This window comes from Labilibacter marinus (genome assembly GCF_001659685.2).
Classification (GTDB): Bacteria; Bacteroidota; Bacteroidia; order Bacteroidales; family Marinilabiliaceae; genus Saccharicrinis; species Saccharicrinis marinus.
Window position 1 is genome coordinate 84,390 of record NZ_LXYE02000030.1, and the last position, 21,232, is coordinate 105,621.

At 34.6% G+C, this 21,232-nt stretch carries 21 protein-coding genes; 16 read left to right on the plus strand and 5 right to left on the minus strand.

Features of this window, described 5'->3' with window-relative positions; all coding sequences use genetic code 11:
* Positions 1 to 23 precede the first annotated feature (23 nt).
* From A8L32_RS12785 to A8L32_RS12805, 5 genes are all read left to right on the plus strand, one after another.
* On the plus strand, positions 24 to 1,010 hold the full coding sequence (locus A8L32_RS12785) for a family 43 glycosylhydrolase (protein WP_066631078.1): 987 nt from the start codon (positions 24 to 26) through the stop codon (positions 1,008 to 1,010).
* 22 nt (positions 1,011 to 1,032) lie between these two features.
* Positions 1,033 to 2,217 (plus strand): DUF6786 family protein, encoded by a 1,185-nt coding sequence (locus tag A8L32_RS12790; RefSeq protein WP_071797469.1) that lies wholly within the window; start codon positions 1,033 to 1,035, stop codon positions 2,215 to 2,217.
* Between the two features lie 20 nt (positions 2,218 to 2,237).
* The gene (locus A8L32_RS12795; RefSeq protein ID WP_066631080.1) at positions 2,238 to 3,035 is read left to right on the plus strand and encodes a 3-keto-disaccharide hydrolase; all 798 of its coding nucleotides are present in this window, start codon (positions 2,238 to 2,240) and stop codon (positions 3,033 to 3,035) included.
* Between the two features lie 47 nt (positions 3,036 to 3,082).
* Positions 3,083 to 4,900, plus strand: a complete 1,818-nt coding sequence (locus tag A8L32_RS12800) for an arylsulfatase (protein ID WP_066631081.1) — start codon at positions 3,083 to 3,085, stop codon at positions 4,898 to 4,900.
* Positions 4,901 to 5,030: 130 nt separating this feature from the next.
* The gene (locus A8L32_RS12805; protein ID WP_066631083.1) at positions 5,031 to 6,668 is read left to right on the plus strand and encodes a sulfatase-like hydrolase/transferase; all 1,638 of its coding nucleotides are present in this window, start codon (positions 5,031 to 5,033) and stop codon (positions 6,666 to 6,668) included.
* Between the two features lie 283 nt (positions 6,669 to 6,951).
* Here the strand turns inward: A8L32_RS12805 and A8L32_RS12810 are convergent, their stop codons facing one another.
* On the minus strand, positions 6,952 to 8,772 hold the full coding sequence (locus tag A8L32_RS12810) for a sigma 54-interacting transcriptional regulator (protein ID WP_066631084.1): 1,821 nt from the start codon (positions 8,770 to 8,772) through the stop codon (positions 6,952 to 6,954).
* A 144-nt stretch (positions 8,773 to 8,916) separates the two neighbouring features.
* On the opposite strand from A8L32_RS12810, the gene A8L32_RS23780 reads away from it, so the two are divergent.
* From A8L32_RS23780 to A8L32_RS12845, 9 genes are all read left to right on the plus strand, one after another.
* On the plus strand, positions 8,917 to 9,051 hold the full coding sequence (locus A8L32_RS23780; protein ID WP_262495118.1) for a hypothetical protein: 135 nt from the start codon (positions 8,917 to 8,919) through the stop codon (positions 9,049 to 9,051).
* A 6-nt stretch (positions 9,052 to 9,057) separates the two neighbouring features.
* A complete protein-coding gene (locus tag A8L32_RS23640; RefSeq protein ID WP_198931777.1) occupies positions 9,058 to 9,207 on the plus strand; it encodes a hypothetical protein in 150 nt (49 codons plus the stop codon).
* 122 nt (positions 9,208 to 9,329) lie between these two features.
* Positions 9,330 to 10,616: a glycosyltransferase gene (locus A8L32_RS12815; RefSeq protein ID WP_066631086.1), complete on the plus strand. Its 1,287-nt coding sequence runs from the start codon at positions 9,330 to 9,332 to the stop codon at positions 10,614 to 10,616.
* On the plus strand, positions 10,600 to 11,622 hold the full coding sequence (locus A8L32_RS12820; RefSeq protein WP_066631087.1) for a radical SAM protein: 1,023 nt from the start codon (positions 10,600 to 10,602) through the stop codon (positions 11,620 to 11,622). Before A8L32_RS12815 ends, A8L32_RS12820 begins: the two co-directional genes overlap by 17 nt.
* Positions 11,598 to 12,290, plus strand: coding sequence for a tyrosine-protein phosphatase (locus A8L32_RS12825; RefSeq protein ID WP_066631088.1), 693 nt, complete (start codon positions 11,598 to 11,600; stop codon positions 12,288 to 12,290). Before A8L32_RS12820 ends, A8L32_RS12825 begins: the two co-directional genes overlap by 25 nt.
* Positions 12,287 to 13,249, plus strand: a complete 963-nt coding sequence (locus tag A8L32_RS12830) for a methyltransferase (RefSeq protein ID WP_066631089.1) — start codon at positions 12,287 to 12,289, stop codon at positions 13,247 to 13,249. The genes A8L32_RS12825 and A8L32_RS12830 overlap by 4 nt, the downstream gene beginning before the upstream one ends.
* The gene (locus tag A8L32_RS12835) at positions 13,246 to 13,947 is read left to right on the plus strand and encodes a WG repeat-containing protein (RefSeq protein ID WP_066631091.1); all 702 of its coding nucleotides are present in this window, start codon (positions 13,246 to 13,248) and stop codon (positions 13,945 to 13,947) included. The genes A8L32_RS12830 and A8L32_RS12835 overlap by 4 nt, the downstream gene beginning before the upstream one ends.
* A gap of 204 nt (positions 13,948 to 14,151) precedes the next feature.
* Complete coding sequence (locus A8L32_RS12840) at positions 14,152 to 15,681, plus strand: Fic family protein (protein ID WP_066631093.1); 1,530 nt, start codon at positions 14,152 to 14,154, stop codon at positions 15,679 to 15,681.
* 83 nt (positions 15,682 to 15,764) lie between these two features.
* Positions 15,765 to 16,511 (plus strand): metallophosphoesterase, encoded by a 747-nt coding sequence (locus tag A8L32_RS12845; protein WP_066631095.1) that lies wholly within the window; start codon positions 15,765 to 15,767, stop codon positions 16,509 to 16,511.
* A gap of 17 nt (positions 16,512 to 16,528) precedes the next feature.
* Here the strand turns inward: A8L32_RS12845 and A8L32_RS12850 are convergent, their stop codons facing one another.
* The 4 genes from A8L32_RS12850 to A8L32_RS12865 all read right to left on the minus strand — a co-directional run bounded on the left by A8L32_RS12850 (position 16,529) and on the right by A8L32_RS12865 (position 19,153).
* A complete protein-coding gene (locus A8L32_RS12850; protein WP_075590699.1) occupies positions 16,529 to 16,765 on the minus strand; it encodes a DUF4248 domain-containing protein in 237 nt (78 codons plus the stop codon).
* 528 nt (positions 16,766 to 17,293) lie between these two features.
* Entirely contained in the window at positions 17,294 to 17,530 is a 237-nt protein-coding gene (locus tag A8L32_RS12855; protein WP_066631099.1) for a DUF4248 domain-containing protein, read from the minus strand.
* Positions 17,531 to 17,876: 346 nt separating this feature from the next.
* Positions 17,877 to 18,695: a TOTE conflict system archaeo-eukaryotic primase domain-containing protein gene (locus tag A8L32_RS12860; RefSeq protein ID WP_066631101.1), complete on the minus strand. Its 819-nt coding sequence runs from the start codon at positions 18,693 to 18,695 to the stop codon at positions 17,877 to 17,879.
* 92 nt (positions 18,696 to 18,787) lie between these two features.
* Positions 18,788 to 19,153, minus strand: coding sequence for a helix-turn-helix domain-containing protein (locus A8L32_RS12865; RefSeq protein WP_083631317.1), 366 nt, complete (start codon positions 19,151 to 19,153; stop codon positions 18,788 to 18,790).
* Positions 19,154 to 19,704: 551 nt separating this feature from the next.
* Between A8L32_RS12865 and A8L32_RS12870 the strand changes: the two genes are divergently transcribed.
* Entirely contained in the window at positions 19,705 to 19,983 is a 279-nt protein-coding gene (locus tag A8L32_RS12870; protein ID WP_066631103.1) for a helix-turn-helix domain-containing protein, read from the plus strand.
* Between the two features lie 7 nt (positions 19,984 to 19,990).
* Positions 19,991 to 21,226 carry a type II toxin-antitoxin system HipA family toxin gene (locus A8L32_RS12875; protein WP_066631105.1) on the plus strand — a complete coding sequence of 412 codons (1,236 nt, stop codon included), beginning with the start codon at positions 19,991 to 19,993 and terminating at the stop codon, positions 21,224 to 21,226.
* Positions 21,227 to 21,232 lie beyond the last annotated feature (6 nt).

Below are 21,232 nucleotides of genomic sequence, written 5' to 3' on the forward strand. Positions count from 1 at the left end.
TATAGCATCTAAAATCAATCTAAATGAAAGCTGTTCGATATAAAATATTGTTTACTATAGGGCTTGCACTATGTACACAACTAGCCCTTGCCCAAACAAATAAAGTGTTGGTGCCCAAACAGGCCAACAACTATGTTAAAATTTATCATCCCGATGGAGATTATTTTTTTGGTCCTGATACAAAAGAGCTGAAAGAAGGTGAATGGTATGATAGATGGATTCCTAATGACCATTGCTTTGTGAAACATACCGATGGATTATGGCATATTTTTGGAATCACTCATCCATATACCGATCCTAAGTTGGGCAATATTCACCAAGGAGAAAATGCTTCCTTTCATGCAATTTCTACGGTTACGGATTTTAAAAAATCAATTGAAGTAGATCACTATGTTGATAAGCCCAAAATACTTCCTCCCAAAGAACGACCAGGTGAAATCAATGCAAATCATGCGCCTTACATTGTAAAAAAAGGAGGATTGTATTACATGGTTTATGGTCATAGCCCCATACGTTTGGCAACTTCTCCTGATTTGTATAAGTGGACTCCACGAGGTTCTTTATTCGAAGAAGAACAGGGGGCGCGCGACCCTAATTTAATTCTTTACGATGGTACTTATTATATGACGTATTGTTCTGAAAAATGCGTACGCATGCGAACTTCGAAGGATCTGATTGATTGGAGTGATGCCAAAACGGTTCTAACCACCAACGAGTTTGATCCAGAATCACCTTCCATTATTCTTCATAACAACACCTTTTATCTTTTTGTGTGTTCATGGAAAAAAGGGCAGTGGGATCGTGTGAGTTTAATGGGCGCCTATACACATCATGCCCATGTTTATGCTTCTAATGATATCACTAACTTTGGAATTGATGACGAAAAAGAAATAACCATATTAAATGCGCATGCACCTGAGATTTTTCAAGGGGAAGATGGACAATGGTATATCTCAAGTGTGGTATACCCGGATATGGGAGTTAGTATCGATAAATTAGAATGGGAATAAGTAAAACAATAAAACTGTAGTTATGCATAACCTAGTTAAAAGTATTGTAATAGTTTTCATGATTGTGGTGCTGGTATCTTGCTCACAAGAAATACCAAAAGGAACCTTTGCCTATGATTTAAATTTTCTTGAACGGCATCAAAAAGTGATAACTCTTTCTACTAACAATAAAAAGAGTCAAATTATTGTTTTGCCAGAATTGCAGGGAAGGGTGATTACTAGCACTGCAGCAGGTTTACAAGGCAATAGCTACGGCTGGATGCATTACGACCTGATTTCTTCTGGTAAATTCGAAGAACACTATAATCCTTTTGGCGGAGAAGACCGATTTTGGATAGGTCCAGAAGGAGGACAATACTCAATCTTCTTTAAAAATGGAACTGACTTTACTTTTGAGAATTGGTATACACCCAAAGCTATAGATACGGAACCTTTTGATATTATCAATCAGTCGGAAAAAGAAGTCTCTTTTAATAAAAAAATGCATTTGGTAAATTATCAGGATTTCGAATTTGATATTGAGGTAAATCGTACCGTATCTATCTTTAATAAAAAACAGGTTGAAAATGACTTGGGTGTAATTCTCTCCGACCAAGTCGATTTTGTTGCTTATCAATCCCATAATGAAATTACGAATACTGGAACTCAGGAATGGACGAAAGAAAACGGCTTATTATCCATTTGGATTTTAGGTATGTTTATGCCTTCGGAGAATACGACTGTTATTCTTCCATATAAAGATTCTTTGGCTTTAAATACATCGTATTTTGGTACTATTCCACCAGAAAAACTGACTATAACAGATAAGCATGTAATGTATAAAGGTGATGGTAAATGCAGGTTTAAGATGGGATTACCACCGCAAAATGCTATGCCTTATATTGGAAGTTACGATGCCAAAAATAGTATACTTACCATAGTAAGTTACTCTTTTGCAGGTGATACTAATTATGTAAATTCAGTTTGGCGAAAAACCGACAATCCATACGGAGGGGATGTGGTTAATTCTTATAATGATGGACCATTGGAGGGAGGTACTCACTTTGGAGGTTTTTATGAACTTGAAACATCATCAAGTGCTAAAGAATTAAAACCTGGAGAGAATATAAAGCATATACACAAAACGTATCATTTTGAGGGTGATTTTGATGCATTAAACAGTATCTCAAAGCAACTATTACAAAAGGATCTTATAAGTATTAAATAGCACCTATAGAATAAGATAAAATGAGAAAACTACAGATATTATTGCTTCTGTGCATTGTTCTGATATGCAGTAATTGCCAGAATACAACACAACCAAACACAAATAAGGAAAATTGGCAGGTACTTTTTAATGGAAAAGATCTGGATGGATGGGTGGTAAAACTCAATCACCACGAGATGGGTGATAATTACGCCAATACCTTTAGGGTGGTGGATAGTGTTATTCAGGTTAACTACGATGGGTACACTGAGTTTGGCGAACGCTTTGGGCATCTTTATTATAGACAGCCTTTTTCTACTTATCATCTTAAATTTGAGTATCGATTTACAGAGCAATGGATGGATGAAGCACCTGTGTTTGCCTTCAGGAATAGTGGTATCATGTTTCATTCGCAAAGTCCACATTCCATTTTAAAAGACCAACGCTGGCCTATCGCTTTAGAGTTTCAATTCTTGGCTGAGGAAACCAAAGGTGAACCTAGATCAACAGGTAATGCTTGTACGCCAGGAACAAATATTTTTATGGACGGAAAACTCATTACAAAACATGTCATTCTATCCTCTGCTAAAACCTACCCATGGAATCAGTGGGTAAGTGGTGAGCTCATAGTAAATAAAGACAACAGTATGATTCATATTGTAAATGGTGATACTGTTTTGCAATACCAAAAGCCAATGATAGGAGGCAAAATATTAACGGATTGTGATTCTACAATTTGGATAGAGGATAAAGAAGTTACTGAAGGTTACATCGGGCTTCAGGCAGAAGGGCAAGGAGTTGAGTTTAGAGATATTAGAATTAAAGATCTTTCAAAATAGAAGGTGTTTTATAAACAGGAGAATGATTTAATTATAAATATAAAAAGATGATACAAATTAAGCACTTTGTAGCTATAGTAGTTGCAATTTTTTTAGTGTTCGCAAACAATGCGCAAGCTTCCAACAAACAAAAGCCTAATGTTATTTTAATTATTACCGATGATCAAGGATATGGTGATGTGGCAGCTTTGGGTAATAAGATAATAAAGACGCCTCAAATGGATAAGCTTTATAAAGAAGGAGTTCGTTTAACCAACTTTCATGCAGGAACTACTTGCGCACCTAGTCGTTCTGGTTTAATGACAGGAGCCGAGGGAAATCGTGCAGGTGTATGGCATACCATTGGTGGATGCAGCCTGATGCGCGAGAAGTTTACCATTATGCCGCAGGTTTTTAAACAGAACGGTTACTCCACAGCTATGTATGGTAAGTGGCACTTAGGCGATGAATATCCTTATCGTCCAGAAGATCGTGGCTTTGACGAAACGGTTGTTCACGGTGCTGGTGGTGTAGGGCAAACTCCTGATTATTGGAATAACGATTATTTTGATGATACCTATTGGCACAATGGAACACCTCAAAAATATAAAGGTTATTGTACCGATGTATTTTTCTCTGAAGCCATCGATTATATCGAAACGAAGAAAGACGAACCTTTCTTTGTGTACATTTCTCCAAATGCTCCTCATGGCCCTTATAATGTTCCCGAAACGTATTTTAATCGTTATAAAAATGAGCCTTTGCTGAATGAAACGCAAAAAGCCTATTATGGTATGATTACCAATATTGATGATAACATAGCCAAGTTGGAGCAAAAACTTGAAGAACTTGGAATTAAAGATAATACTATACTAATTTTCACCACGGATAATGGCGCAGCCTGGCATACAATTAAAGATGGTAAAAGCAAATATGTTTATAATGCGGGTATGAATGGTTATAAAGGTTCGCCGTACGAAGGAGGACATCGTGTCCCTTTCTTTATCCGTTGGAAAGATGGCAATATCGTAGGAGGTCATGATGTGAGTCAGTTAGCCATGAATTTTGATATTTTGCCAACCTTAATTGCTTTGTGCGGAATGAATAACCATCCTAATACAGGACGTGATGGACGTGATTTAACACCACTTATAAGGCAAGAAGTTAAAGATTGGCCTCACCGCTATTGTGTGGTTGATAACAATCGCTTGCAACAACCTGAAAAATGGCGACAAAGTGCAGTTATGGATGACAACTGGCGTTTAATTAATGGGAAAAAGTTATACGACTTAAGCAAAGATCCTGGACAGAAGAATGACATTGCCAAAAAGCATCCTGCAAAGGTAAAAGAAATGCGTTCTGCCTATGAGCAGTGGTGGTCTTATACTTCTCGTGAATTTGGTCGTTTTGAGGCCTATAAGATTGGCGCGACGGATCATACAGAATCTGTTTTAACAGCGCACGATTTGCATACTTTCTCCCCAATAACATGGAGCCAAACTTATATCAGAGATCCGTACTTTGGAAAAAAACCTGCGTTGGGAACAGGTTATTGGATGATTGACATTCAACAAGAGGGTGAATATGAAATTGAACTAAGAAGATGGCCGCGAGAATCAGGTTTAGGTTTTGATGACACCACTGTTCAATTAAATACTAGAACACCTTGGATGGATATTAGGCCTGCAGGAATAAAGGTTGAAATTAAAAAAGCTATACTTAATATTGAAGGTATTCATATGGAAGAAAAGGTGGATATGACGAAGGATAATGTGAGCTTTAAAGCTTATTTATGCGAGGGAAGGCAGCATCTAGAGGCTTCTTTTATTGATGAAGACGATAAAGAATTCTCGGCTTTTTATGTGTATATCAGGCGAATCGATTAAGCCTAATTGGAGCTTAAGAGATTAACAGGTTAGTAAAATATAAAGGTATAAGAAAAAACACAGAATCTCGATGCCCCTGCCTGCTGCAGGCAGGTCGGTGTTCAGCAGTATAACTGTAAAATTAAAACAAATGAAACAAATACTATTATTCTCAATCATTATACTTCTTTCAATTAGCGGCTATGCTAAAAAGAACGAACGTCCCAACATCATCTTCATCTTAACCGATGATCAATCCTACGGGATGATGGGATGTACAGGAAATGAAATCATTCAAACACCCAATTTGGATAAGTTGGCAGGTGAAGGAGTGTTGTTCACCAACGCTCATGTTAGTAGCGCCATTTGTACCCCAAGCAGAGTATCTATATTCTTGGGGCAATACGAACGCAAACACAGTGTTAATTTTAACTCGTCAACAGCTATTTCAGAAGAAGCATGGCAGGAATCGTACCCTGTATTGATGCGAAAGGCTGGTTATTATACTGGATATATTGGAAAAAACCATTCGCCCATAGGTAAAGAGGGTTACGAAAGTGGAATTATTGAAAATAGCTTTGATTTTTGGTTTGCCAGTCATGGAGGAGTGTATTTTTATCCAAAAGAAAGGCGAGAAATATACAAAGATGCCATTGCAGAAACTCAGGCAGAGGTATTAGAAGAAGGCGTAAATCAGTTTCTCGATCCTAATGCACGGAGATTAAAAGGAGCTATTAGCTTCTTGGAAGAACGCCCATCGGATAAGCCTTTTATGCTCAGCCTGAATTTTAATATCCCGCACGGGGCCACCACACAAACCATGCGTCAGCGAGCAACGGATGATGAAATTTACCGCGCGCTTTATCGCGATAAAGAAATCCCTTTACCTCCAAACTATATTGCAAAAGGAGATATCAAAAATCCAAAACTTCCAGTCAATATTCATCACGCCAACGATCGTCAGGCAGGTTATAACTACGTGGATACACCAGAAGATATGAAGGAACGATACATTCTTCAGATGCAGTGTATTACTGGCGTTGATCGTATGGTCGGGAAATTACGTGAAACTCTGAAGGAGTTAGAGTTGGATAAAAATACCATTATTATTTTCACTTCAGATCATGGCCTGTTTATGGGAGAACACGGACTAGGAGGGAAGTCTCTGTGTTACGAAAAATGTACGCATGTCCCCATGTTTATGTACCACCCTAAAATGAAAAAAGGGTATAAAAGTGATGCGCAGGTACAAACCATAGACATAGCCCCAACTATGCTTTCATTAGCAGGTGCAGAAATACCTAAAGCTATTCAAGGAAAAGATATTTCTGCATTTATAAAGGATGGAAAAACAAAAGTTCGGGATTATCTCTACACGGAAAACTTATGGTCCACCACTTTTGGTAATCCTAGGTGCGAAGCGGTACAAACGAAAGAATGGAAGTACATCAGGTACTATAAGAACAATAATATTTCAGCTACAGAAAAAGTTAATTTGGCAAAAGAATATGGCATTTCTCAAAGAGTTATGCTTTACGAGGTACATCCGCAGCAGTTTGCTGTGTACCGAAATTATATAGAAAACCCAATTAATGGCGAGCTTCCTGTTTATGAGGAATTGTATCACTTAGCGGAAGACCCGCATGAAGTACATAACTTGGTTAAAAAAGCAGAACATAAGGCCATTTTAGAAGAATTAAGAGCTGCGTGGAAATCAGAAATTACAAAAGCTAGAGGCGAAGGTAAACCTAAAGTAGTTATTCATAGTAATATGAAATCTAAAATCTAAATTTTAAACTGGATGAGTAGGAATATCCTCCCGTAATCTAATCTTAGTAGGCACAAAAAAAGCCCTGAGTTAATAAACTCAGGGCTTTCAGCGGAGAGAGAGGGAACTGAAAAATTGCTTTAAGTGCCCTATTCTCAATGTTTTACGAATTCAATTTTTTAAGTCCTCTGTAAGTCCACCAAAAATGGGTAAAAAATGCCCGTTTTAAATGCGTTTTAATGAACTCATTTCTCTCCAAAAGTAGTAAAAAGGAACCGAACCTAAAAATGGATTTTTCAAATGACTAACGTGGTTTTTTATTTTCAGTATGCCTCCAATTGTATAAGGTTTCTTTTCTTGTTTTACCACCTAATTGATTAAAATGAGTTGCAGCCTTAGGTGCTCCACCAAAACTGGAAATTGCCCATTCTGCTAATCTACTTTTAAAATCATCAATCATTTCTTCGGCAGTTTTACTTTTTGAAAATTCATCTTGGGTGTCATTATTATTCCAACTATATCTTTCGAATTCTTTTCTTGCGAAATCAAACGCATTTCTTTCACTAAGTAAATTCTTTAATTCTTTATTAAAAGACAAAAACGACTTATAGTATATGGCTATCTTCTGTAAATCCCTATAGTTGCCGTAAAGTTCTTGACTTCTTATCCAGTTAAGAAAGTTTTTGTCCTTACTTATATATTTGTCAAATGGAAATTGTTCTTGAAATTTCATTTGAGTCCAGATCTTTTCAAATTCAGCAGGTATGTCTTCCTTAGCGTTTCTTAAAGGCGGTAATTCAATAACTAATTGGGTAATTCTATCATAAAAGTCTGGCAATAATTTTTGTTTTAATTCTTTAATTGAGTTATTTGAAGCTAAAATTATTGTTAATTCCTTTATTGTTTCTTCCTTGCCTCCGAGAGGAGTTATTTTATACTGGTTATACTCATCTGTTTGAAGTGCCCTCATTAACTTAGCTTGCGTTAGTTTATCGAGGTGATGAATTTCATCAAGAAAGAGAATGTTATTTTCTGCTTGTTTTAATGCTCCTATATGATCATCTTTTGCATCGGTAAATGCGCCTTTTTTGTGTCCAAATAAAATGGATTCAGCAATTTGATTATTTGTAAAAGATGCACAATTAAATGGTATGATTTCTTTTCCTTCTTTATTTTCAGCTAATCTAGTTTTTCCAACACCTCTTTCTCCTAATAGTAAAATTGTAAAGCCTGAGTTTAGGTAAGATTCCATCTTTTGCTCAGTAACTTGTCGGTTTTCTGATTTGGTTTTCGTATCGTATAAAGGGAAGTGCTTTGTTATTTCTGTTAGTATTTTATTGGGTATCTTTTTTATTATTAAAGGCTTAAAGCGACCTTTAGCAACCTCCTTATTATCATATGTTTGTATGAGTGTGGTTTTTTGAGGAAGATGCCCAGTCTCACTTAATACCTGCCATACCACTTGAGTCTCATTACTACCAAGCGAGGAGTTAATTATGAAATTAGCGTTTGGATGTTTAGCTTTAATTTTACTAATGAAAGGTTGTATTTTTTTAGAAATACTGGATGCATCCCTGAGGTTTTTAATACCAAAACTTTCGGCTATGAACCGTTCACCTGCAGGGTAAAATTGTTTTGCATTACTATAATTGCCAAACCACCATATTTGATCTTCTACATCGTAATGAGGCATATCTCGCCATAAGGTTTTTTTCCAATGTCGATAAACATCTTTATAATGATTTCTGACAAAAGAATCTTCTTCTTTCATTTTCCAAGTATGATTAAGAATACGTCTTTTATTGATGAGTTTTTGCCAGACTTTAAAGCTCTTGTCACTCTTAATGAATTCGTCCTCAAGAATATTTGATATATAATCGAATCTTCTTCTGGATAATTTATCAAAGGTAACCTGCGGAGCTGTTAAGTAATAAACTTTATCAAAAACAAAGCCTCCATTGTCTATATCTTCATTAAATAAGAGATTCATTTCTTCCTGACAAATTCCACTTTGGTTATAAATATCATGAATTCCATATTTATAAAAAGCTGAAAGAATATGTTTTAGGTATGCGATTCCATGCGTTGTATAATGCCATGTAATAAAAATATTTTCTTCCTTCATGTGATTATATGATTATATAGTATGCTCATATAAATATATAGAAATATATTAAATATACTATATGTATAAGGTAATGAGATTCTAAAAATATTGGCACGGGTATTGAAAAATTGTTGATTGATATACTTTTAAAAATCAATCAATATGAAAAATGTTAAATCGGGCAGTCATAATGCCGATATGAAGAATTCTAACAAAGGTACTTCTGGACAAAACAAAACACACGCAAAAAATCAAGGAAATCGAGGTAAGCAATTAAATCCTAATCAAAAAAAATAAATAGGTATGAGTTTAAATAACGATAATGATTACTCAAAAGAAGAGCTTGATAATTATTCAAGACAATTAGATCCGGAAAATGACGCGTATTGGCAATCAAGAGGTGAAGAAGAAAGACCTACTGATTGGCAAGATAGATTAGAAAAGGATGACTGATAGAAAAACAATATCTAATCTATTAGTATAATATTCTGAAATATTTTCAAAGAAACTAAAGTTTAAGTAATTCTATACTTACTTCTTTAGTTTCTTTGTGTTCTTTTTATATATTTTATTCAATGCACATATTAAAAATAATTCACGGATATCCACCTTATTACAATGCGGGCTCAGAGGTATATAGTCAATCCATAGTAGATGAACTAAAGAAGACATATAAGATTACCGTTTTCACCAGAGAGGAAAATGAGTACATACCTGACTTTAACTTTAGAAGAGAGTCAGGAGATGGTGCTGATTTTGTTTTTGTCAATATGGCTAGAGGGAAAGATGGGTATAATCATGCAGCAATCAATAAAAGGTTAGCAGAGCTTATTGAAGATATAAAACCGGACGTAGCTCATATCGGTCATTTAAACCACTTGTCAACCGGAATAGTTGATGAATTGAATAAACAGAACATTCCTATTTTGTTCACCCTTCATGATTTTTGGCTAATGTGTCCAAGAGGACAATTTTTGCAAAGGAATTTTGATGGTGAAAATTTATATAAGCTATGTGACCGGCAAGAGGATTCTAAGTGTGCTGAGTCTTGCTACAGAATGTATCAATCCGGTATAGATTCCCAAAAGGATAGTAAGCATTGGGCAGAATGGGTGAATCAAAGGATGAGAATTACGAAGGAGGTTATTGACAAAGTTGATTGTTTTCATGCTCCTTCTAAATACCTCATGAATCGTTTTATTGATGACTTTGATGTGCCTAAAGAAAAAATTTTCTATCTCGATTATGGTTTTCCTACTCATTACCTTAAGCCTGAAATACATTCCGATTCTGATACTTTTACATTTGGTTATATTGGAACTCATATAGCTGCCAAAGGGGTGAATTTATTAATTGAAGCATTTAAAGGAATAGAGGGAAAAGCTAAGCTTAAGATATTTGGCAGAGAACTAGGTCAAAGCACAAAGGCTTTAAAAAAGCTTTCTTCGGAATGCTCAAATCCGGTTGAGTTCTGTGGTGAATATATCAACCATAATTTAGCAAAGGATGTATTCAGTAAGGTTCACGCAATTGTAGTGCCATCAATATGGGGCGAAAATTCACCATTGGTCATACATGAGGCGCAATCATGTCACATACCTGTAATTACAGCTGATTTTGGGGGTATGAAAGAATATGTGCAGAACAATGTAAACGGTTTACTCTTTCAACATCGGAATCTCGATTCTTTAAGAGAAAAACTTCAATTTGCTGTCAGTCATGCAGAAAAAATGAATTCGCTAGGAAGAAAAGGGTATTTGTATTCAGGGAGTGGTGAGATACCGAATATTATTGAGCATTGCCAAGAGTTATATCGAAAGTACAATTATTTACTAGAATCAAAGAATGCAAAAACTGTATAGATTAACATTGGACACAAATCCGGAAGATTGTAATCTTAAATGTATAATGTGTGAGGAACACAGTAGATATAGCAATTTCAAAAATGAATTGTTTGTTTCTACTGGTGTTAAAGCCAGAAGGATGCCTTCTACTTGGATAGATAAAATATTTAAAGAAGCGAATGAACTTGGGGTTAAAGAGATTATTCCTTCGACAATGGGTGAGCCTCTATTATATAAAGATATTGATAAGTTCTTTCAACTCGCTAGGAAATATGATATTAAAATAAACCTCACGACAAATGGTACTTTTCCCAAAAGAGAAGTTAAGGAATGGGCTAAATTGATTATTCCGGTAACTAGTGACACAAAAATATCTCTAAATGGAGTTACGAAAGATATAGCCGAAAGTATCATGCATGGGCTTTCATTTGAAGAGCATGTATCGAATCTAAAAACCTTTATCGAATATAGGAACTTACACCATAAGAAATCAGGTTTTTATAGCACAGTAACTTTGCAATTGACTTTCATGCAAAATAATATGCATCAACTACCTGAAATAATAAAGTTTGGGGCAAGCATGGGAGTTGACCGGATAAAGGGACATCATTTATGGATGCATTTTGCTGAAATTAGAGACCTTTCCTTTAAAAAGAATCAGGAATCAATCGCAGAATGGAACTCAATAGTTGACAAGGCTAATGATGCAGTTGAAGCTTTTAGGAAACCAAGCGGTGAAAAGATTTTACTGGAACAAATTGACTATTTAAATGAAAAGGAAACTTTCATAATTCCTGATAGTTATAACTGTCCATTTTTAGGTAAGGAGTTATGGGTTTCTGCAACAGGAAAAATATCTCCATGTTGTGCTCCAGACAAAGAAAGAGACTCGTTAGGTAACTTTGGAAACTACCAAAATATAACATTTACAGAGGTGTTGAATAATGAAGTTTATAAAGATTTGATTACTAATTACAAGCAAAAGCCTTTATGTCAATCATGTATAATGAGAAAGCCGCTTTAGACAGTGTAAATAGCCCAAGTACTTATATAGAACAACCTATAATTCCCAATTTTAGGGATGCTTCAAAATACGTATCAACTATAAAACCCAAAATGATATTTAGGACATCATCATTAACTAAATATCAGGATGTCAGTTCAGCTTTAGGTGTTATAAGGAGTAATAAAATCAAAACCGTTATTGATTTAAGAGCGGAAAGGGAAGTAAATGCAGATTCATATTCAGAATCATTTTCGCATGAGTTTTATTGCATTAATTTTCCTCTTGACCCATGGAATCAACCGGAATGGTTTGTAGAAGAGACAAAAACCATCTACTCAAATTTTTCAAATGCTGAAAAAGCATATTACTTTTTTATTAAGTGTTGTCAGTATCAAATCAGAGCTGTTCTTGAAACCATTTCTGTATCTGAATATCCGGTTGCAATCCATTGCGTTGCAGGAAAAGACAGAACCGGATTGATTACCATTTTAATTGGAATGTTAGTAGGTTCTGGTTATGAGGAATTATTGGTTGATTATTTACAAAGCGAACAGGATACGGATGAGTACAAATTCAGGATTTTCTATGATTATATTATGGGTGTCGGAGGAATAGAGGAGTATCTATCTCATAGTGGTATAAGTAAAGATGTTATCACGACTTTAAAACAAAAATTAGGAAAATGATTGAGCATAGAAATGAGCTAAAAGGATTATTTACTCAATACTGGGATTACTTAGCTGTTTATGCTGCATGTAAACAGAATATTTTTGATTGTATTCAGAATACTTCTATGTCAATTAATTCCCTTGCTGATAATGAAGGATTTGATTTAGAAGTTTTAAAAGAATTAGTTTCAGTACTTAAACAGCAAAAGCTAATTCATGCAGATGGTGAGACGCTAAAGTTGACAATCAAAGGAGAACTCTTAACAGAATCTCATCCGTACTCTTTAAAATATGCATGTTTAAATTGGGGTGCAGAGCATTTAACAGCATGGCAAAATTTAGATTATACGTTAAAATCAGGCAAACAGGCTTTTAATCATTTATTTGGAAAGCCATTTTTCGATTATATATCAAATGACAAGGAAAAGTTATTGAGTTACCATAGGGCAATGTATGAATATGCTCGTGATGATTATGAGAATATCTATCAAGTTCATGACTTTTCAAAACACCAATCTATAATAGATGTAGGTGGAGGTTTGGGCGCATTGATTGATGCTATTAAAGCCCATAATCCACAAATTAACAGCTATTTATTTGATAAGCCCGAAGTGATTGATTTGTATGAAGGAGATATTCCTGTAATAGGTGGAGACTTCTTTCAATCCATTCCTAAAGTTGCTGATGCGGTTATAATGAGTAGAGTTTTGCATGACTGGAGTGATGATAAATCAACATTAATTCTTAATAATGCTTTTGAATCTTTACCCAAAGGTGGGGTTTTATATTTAGTAGAGAACTTAACAGATAAAATTGATGATGGGGCAGCAATTCTATCTTTAAATATGCATGCTTTAACAGGAGGTTTTGAAAGAAGCTTATCTGAATACAAAAATCTCATAAAATCAACAGGGTTTAAATACATAGAGAATAAGAAAGTAAATGACCTTCAATCCTTAATTATAGCAGAAAAATGAATTGGAAAGATATAGAAGTTTCAGAATGCTCTACATTCTTTAAATACAATAGTCAAAAAATTTTTAATAAGACCTTTAAAGAAGTCTTGAAGTTTCATTCAGACGGATTAGCTCCTGTATGTGATGAAACAGGATGGTATCATATTGACATTAATGGCAACCCACTTTATGAAGATAGATATGATAGAGTGTTTGGATATTACTTCTCTAAGGCAGCGGTTATTCTTGATGAGTTCTGGTTTCATATTGATGTCAAAGGGAACAGGTGCTACCGTGAAAAATATGCTTGGGTAGGTAATTTTCAAGAGAATGTTTGTACTGTCCGAAGTTCAGATAAACAATACTTTCATATTGATACAGATGGTAAAACATTGTATTCGGATAGATACAGGTACTCAGGTGATTTTAAGGATGGTTTTGCAGTTGTGAAGCTTCAAAACGGTTTATGTAAGCATATAAATAAATCTGGAGAAGATTTAAATGGAAAGTTATTTTTAAATCTAGGGGTATATCATAAGTCATTTGCAACAGCCAAAGATGAAAATGGATGGTTTCACATTGATAAAAATGGAAATCAACTTTATACCGAAAGGTATCTTGCAATAGAACCATTTTATAATGGTTTTTCTTTGGTCGAAACTCGTGATAATGAACAAAGTGTTATTAATGAGAAGGGTGAGGTTGTCGTTAATATATAGTAAAAAGCTATTCCTATTTTAATGAGTTTACTACTATTGTATTGCCTATAAATATAGCTATGCATGAACATATACTAAAAATAACACATGGCTATAAACTAAAAATGCTACATTTGTATTTACTAAATTCACTACGTACATATATACTAAATGTGATACGCGGGTAAATACTAAAAGTAATACGGATTTTAAGCAAAGGAAATCATGGCAACACCACAAGAGAAACTTGCGAAAGCTTTGGAAGCATTACAAGTGTTACAACAAGATAATGATGTTATTATAATAAATGCAGATGATCTGTCAGCTCCGCATAAAAAGCTATTGAAAGACAACGGCTTTATTAAGGAAGTAATTAAAGGGTGGTATATTTCAACTCGGCCTGATGAACGAGAAGGAGATACAACATCATGGTATATGTCCTTCTGGAGATTCGTTTCTACATATGTGAATTCACGTTTTGGTAATGACTGGTGCCTTTCTGCAGAACAGTCTTTGCTTTTGCATAGTGGCAACACCATTATCCCAACTCAGCTTTTAGTTCGCTCTCCCAAAGCCAACAATAATATAGTACAGTTACTTCATGGCACTTCTATTCTGGATAACAAACTAAAAATTGTTGATGAAGAATCACGTATAATCAAAGATGGATTACAACTCTATAGCCTGGAGGATGGTCTTATTGCTGTTGGAGAGGACTTTTTTACCAGATATGCTACGGATGCCAGGGCTTGCCTTGCTATGGTTAAGGACGGCTCTTTCTTGCTCGAAAAGTTACTTAATGGTGGGCATAGTGTGGTTTCAGGCCGTTTAGCAGGGGCACTTAGGAATATAGGTAATAAAAAATTGGCTGATAACATTCTTAAAACAATGAAATCAGCAGGATATGATGTACGTGAGAACGATCCGTTTACTGAGCAATTTACAATTAAGCTTAGTACAAGAGATGCCTCTCCTTATGCAAATCGGATGCGTTTAATGTGGCACAATATGAGAGAAGTAGTAGTTAGTAACTTTCCTTCACCAAAAGAATTGCCATCTGATATTGAAGCTTATTTAAAAGAGGTAGAAGATAACTATGCAGATGATGCATATAATTCTCTATCAATAGAAGGATATCGGGTTACATCCGAACTAATTGAGAAAGTGAAAAGTGGCAATTGGAATCCAAAAGATAACGAAGCAGACCAAGAAGCCAGAAATGCAATGGCTGCAAGAGGATATTATCAGGCATTTCAGTTGGTTAAAGATAGTATAAAAGCAATATTGGAAGGTGAGAATGCTGGAGAAGTCGCAGATGATAATCACGGAGATTGGTACAGGGAGTTGTTTGCACCAAGTGTTACAGCTGGCCTTTTAAAAGCAGGTGATTTAGCAGGTTATCGTTCCGCTCAGGTTTATATTAAGGGATCAATGCATACACCACTTAATCCGGATGCTGTTCGTGACGCTATGCCTGTTTTATTTGACTTGATTAGAGAAGAAACACATGCAGGTGTTCGAGCTGTTTTGGGGCATTTTTTATTCGTATTTATCCATCCTTATATGGATGGTAATGGCCGTATCGGGCGTTTTCTATTTAATGTGATGCTAGCTTCAGGAGGTTATTCCTGGACTGTAATTCCTCTCTCTCAAAGGGAAGCTTACATGGCTGCCCTGGAACAAGCTAGTGTTCATGGTGATATTAGTGACTTTGCTAAGTTTTTGGGAGGATTAGTGCAAAAAGGTTCAAAATAAGATAAACTATACCACATCGGGTATAATATCATTATAGTTAACGGTTATTATACCCGAACGGGTATTATCAATGTCATTATAGAATGAAAATACAGATCATTAGCGATATACATCAAGAGTTCGGGTTTAATCAATTTAGTTTTGACAATGCTGACATTGTTGTGTTTGCTGGCGATATCAATCTTGGAGTAAAAGGAATAAATTGGATGGTGAAAGAAATACCCAATAAACCAGTTATATATGTATTGGGTAATCATGAATACTATAAGGGATCTTACCCTAAAACATTGCTAAAGATTAAAGAAGTTGGGAAAGGAACAAATATTCATGTGTTAGAAAATGAATCGATAGAGATTGATGGTATAACATTCCATGGAGCTACCCTTTGGACTGATTTTTCAATATTTGGTAATCCAATGAAATATGGAATCATTTGTCAGGAGAAGATGAATGATTATAAGAAAATAAGAAGAGATCCGTCATATTCACGCCTAAGAACCATAGATACTTTTCATCTTCATAATCAATCCATATCATGGCTTAAAAAAAGTTTAGTTGAATCTAAAACAGTTACAAACATTGTAGTAACCCACCATGCTCCAAGCATAAAGTCAGTGCCAGATCCATATAAGAAAGATCCGGTGTCTTCTGCATATGCTTCCAATTTAGAGGATTTTATTATTGAGCAAAAGCCTCAGTGTTGGATTCATGGCCACGTGCATACACCTGTGAGATACAAGATTGATGAAACTGAAGTTATCTGTAATCCACATGGATATATTGATGAGAAATATAATGGTTATGAAAAGGAACTAATTATAGAAACCTGAGCAGCCCCAATCCGGTCTTAAAGCCCCTCAAACTCTTCCTGACTAATACAAAAGTGTTCCAGGATAAGCTCCAGTTCTTTGTGAGTAAAGTAATGGGCACGTTTATTACGTGTCAGCTTATCAAGCTTAGTGATTAATTCCTGTGATAGTTTAATTTCTTTACGCAATAATTGCATGGCGGAAGTTGTATTTGAACTTTGTGGGTATAGTTTTTTAGCTAAATCTTGTTTTAGTATTGTTCGGGGTAATATCATCATATTGCGTTTAATATTATTCTACTTCATTTTGATGGTTGTAAAATTATATTATAAATCACAAAACGAACGACTTACGGCTGTGCCAATTTGCGACACAACTATGCCAATCACTACCATTTAGAACATTTTTTTGTCTTCATACTCCACAGACTCTAAAGATCACCCCATAAGCATCTAAAATATACGCTCATAAATGAAGCATTTTCACCATTTAATGATAGCTGCTGTTTTCATATTGGTGGTGATTTGGGTTAAGTACTATTGATAATGAGCAAAGCATCCACAAAGTACTCTCATAAATTTAGGAAGCATTCAAAAAGCACTCTAAATATACACTACAACATAGGCAAAGCTCTTAAAAGCAAGTGAAATATACTCTGAATATAGTCTATACATACTCTAAAAGTACTCACAAGCATAAAAAAGCACGCAAAAGCAGTCTGATTATTATCATAATTAGTGCTTTTGAGCTTGTTTCTATATGGTTTACCTTGTGCTTTATCATTATTCTTAAAGGTAAGCCTATTATAACAAATCAAATTCTTCCTCACTAATACAAAAATGTTGCAGGATTACCTCCAGCTCTTTGTGCGTGTAATAATGTGCTCTTTTATTTCGGGTCAATAAATCGAGTTTACTATTCAATTCCGATGATAGCTTAATTTCTTTTCTGAGTAACTGCATTGCAGCATTTATATTTGAGCTTTGTGGATATAGTTTTATTGCCAAATCTTGTTTCAAAATCGTTCTTCTAAATGTCATTTTGTTGAGTCTTTTTTGCGTTTTTCGGTTTCAATAATAAAGAATTAGAATGCAATAAAAAAGCAATAGTAAAACATAGTAATATAAGGTAGTGTTAAGTAAATGGGTTGAGAATCAAATGGTAATAAAACGAAGTAAACGGATGTAAACGATTTTACTAGACTGATTAGAATGCATCGTGTACTCAATAATATTTACTTGAACGTAATTTAAAACATGCAAATCGATAAAATACGATACAAAACAATCTTTTACTTGCCTTTACTCTCCTTTACTTTCCGTTACTATCTTTTACTGGAAAGTGACTTCATCGTATTGCTTAGGTTTGAGGTGTAAAAATTAATATTCAACTAAATCTATTAAGGATGATTTTATTACGGAGCGTAATAGCTAATTTGCCAATATTTTTTGGTATTGATGACGAAATGGACTTAGGATTGGATTTGTATTTTGATAGTATAGTTTGAAATTTTTCAGATGATAGACGTTTTATACTCTCCAAGAATTGCCATTGGTTTTCAAATGCTTCAAAACTTGTTTCGTCAATGAAACAGTTATTTTCTTGGGCTAATGTATGTCTGTTAAAGGGAAGAGCAATTAAGTTGCCAAAACCTTTACCGGATAGATAATCCTGATTAGGGAACAGCCTATCAAAGCTTGAGTATTTATCAAATTCAGAAATGATCCCACACTCTTTCAGTAATGCTATAAATACTCTTCTAGAGTCTACTGCAAGAAGTGGTTCTTCAAAAAAGATCCAAACATGTGCCCCTTTACCGGATCGAGAGCGCTCTATATATGCGGGAGTTTCGTATTCATTGCACTTATTTTGAAATAGGACGCATTCTTCCTTCCAGTTTTCTTTATCAAAGTCAGCTACAATAAACCATGAAGTGTTGTTTTCCAGTAGGGGATAAATCCCAATAAATTGTTTTCCTTCAAGGTGATGTTTTATTTCATTATTTGTAAGCTGCTTTCTAACCTTGTCTTTAAAGTTTGCTAAAGTACCTCCGCCGATTTTATGTTGTTTGTAAACGTAGGGATCATAACTATATGAAGGCATATAACCTTTTTTATTTCCATGTTCCCAACGAATAGCAAATACATCTTCACGACATCTGAAGAGCTGTTGAATAAGTTTTATATGGTGATCAATGTTGCTCATTTATTTTTTAATAGCTAATCATTAACAAAGAAAATAATAATCTGTCGTAAATATGCCATAATTATTGTTTGGAGAGTTTACGTATGAAATTGTTATAATTTACGAGAATTCCTTAAGATATAGTCAGTCGCTTTTTTCTCAATATCGTTTCGATTGAAACCTCTGTTTTCTGTAAGCCATTCTTCTAATTCTTTGGTTTTGAAGTATAAACGTTTACCTCTTTTGTAGTGAGGGATTAAACCTCCGCTTGTTAATTTATAAATGTAAGAACGAGAGAATCCTGTATATGCAGAAACCTCATTGATGTCAATTATTTTTTTAAAGTCATGTTCATGGACTGATTCTGTTCTTTGCAAGGACGCATATTCTTTGATTAAATAATTCGCAAATTCAATTAAATCATGCTTTGTAACAGTAAAGCTTATTTGTTCAGGCAATTCTTCGATAAGATTTCTCATGACGATGTATTTTGAATTTAATTACTGAGAATTAAAGATATCAAATCAACGATTGTAATTGAGGTCTGTTATTAAATTCCTCATTATTGATTAAATTTAAATAGCTCTAGTGAGGCTATAAAAACAAATTTTCAGTTGTGAGGCTCAGGCCTCCAACTGAATTTTAATAGGCTTTTTTCAATTGGGGTAGAAGGATTAGTATGTAACGTTTCTACCTGTAAAAAAAAGCGACATATTTTAGAAGTAAACAGAAAGGTTTTTACCCGTATTAACATTTTATTTTTGCCAATAGTGTTCTTCAAAAAACAAGTAGGTTTGTTCTAATGAAAACAGTTTTTCAGTTGAGGTGCTCAGCACCCCAACTGATTATATTAGACTTTTTTGAACTATGGTTCTCAGCACCATAGTTCAAATAACTGATGCAATTGAAATAATACAATGACCACCGTCTGAAGTATTTTGGCTAAATAAATTAATGCCTTAAGTAAGTCTGGTTAATATATTAGCTATTTATGTATATAATGATTATATTTGGTTAATATATTAGCTGTATGTACTCAATAGATCCAACACCAAACGATATTGCTAAGGAATTGGCCAAACGCCACAAAGCCTTACGAAAACAACTAAAGATATCTCAAGCAGAGCTTGCAGAACGTTCAGGTGTATCTTTAGGTAGTTTAAAAAGATTTGAAACTACTGGTCATATATCACTTGAATCACTGCTTAAATTAGCAAACCTTCTTAATAGATTGCAAGATTTTAATTCTATTTTCCAAGCAAAGGATGATATGAGCAAAATCGAAGGACTTTTCACTACTAATTCATGAATTTACTATGGATAATGTTAAAAATATTTTAGTCTCATTAGATATTGAAGGCCAATCTCATGAACTTGGAGAATTAGTACTAAACAATAGGACTATCTACTTTCGTTATAATACTAATTTTTTAAAACTAGGCATAAATATTTCGCCTATTAAGTTGCCTTTGAGTAGTGAAATAGCAACTGCAGGCCCAGAACCATTCGAAGGATTATTTGGAGTTTTTAGTGATTCGTTGCCCGATGGTTGGGGTAAGTTATTACTCGATAGAACGCTTGCATCTAAGAAAGTGGATTTACAAAGCTTGACTCCCTTAGATCGTTTGTCTTATGTTGGAGATAAAGGAATGGGTGCCTTGTGCTATAGACCAAAGTTTGATGAAGATATTAATGTTTTATCAAAGATAGAGTTAGATACTCTCGCACAGGAGATGGGTCATATTTTAAAGGGTATTGATTCTGATATTATAGAAGAATTATTTACACTCGGAGGTTCCTCAGGAGGTGCTCGCCCAAAAATATTTGTTGGTTATAATAAGGATACCAACGAAATAGTGCATGGGCACCATCAATTGGCTGAAGGTTTTGAAGATTGGATTATAAAATTTCCATCTTCTTCAGATAACAAAGAGATTGCCAACGTTGAGTATGCCTACCATAAGATGGCTTTAAAAGCAGGGCTTAATATGAGTGAATGTAAATTATTTACAGGCCGCTCAGGGCAAACTTATTTTGGTACAAAGCGCTTCGATCGCATTAAAGGCAAAAGAATCCATATGCACACAGCTAGTGGTTTAATGCATGATAACTTTAGGATGAGTACCATGGATTATGGACATCTAATGGATTGTGCATTTCAGATGGAAAAACATGTTGAAGCCTATGAAAAGGTTCTGCGTTTAGCTGCATTTAATGTGTTTGCACACAATAGAGACGATCATAGTAAGAATTTTTCATTTTTAATGGATGCCAAAGGGCGTTGGAATTTTGCACCAGTCTATGATTTAACATTCTCAAATTCTGCGTACGGTTTCCATAGTACTATGATTGCAGGAGAAAGTAAGAATCCTGGAAAGAAACATTTATTAGAGCTAGCTAAACATTTTGGGATAAAAAAACCATATCAACTGTTGGAGGAAGTCCAAGAAGCCATTTGTCAATGGAATACAATAGCTAAAGAATGTGGTGTTTCTAAAACCTTAATTAATAATATTGAAAAGGTAATGAATGATGTAAATAAAAATGCCTGAATTTCC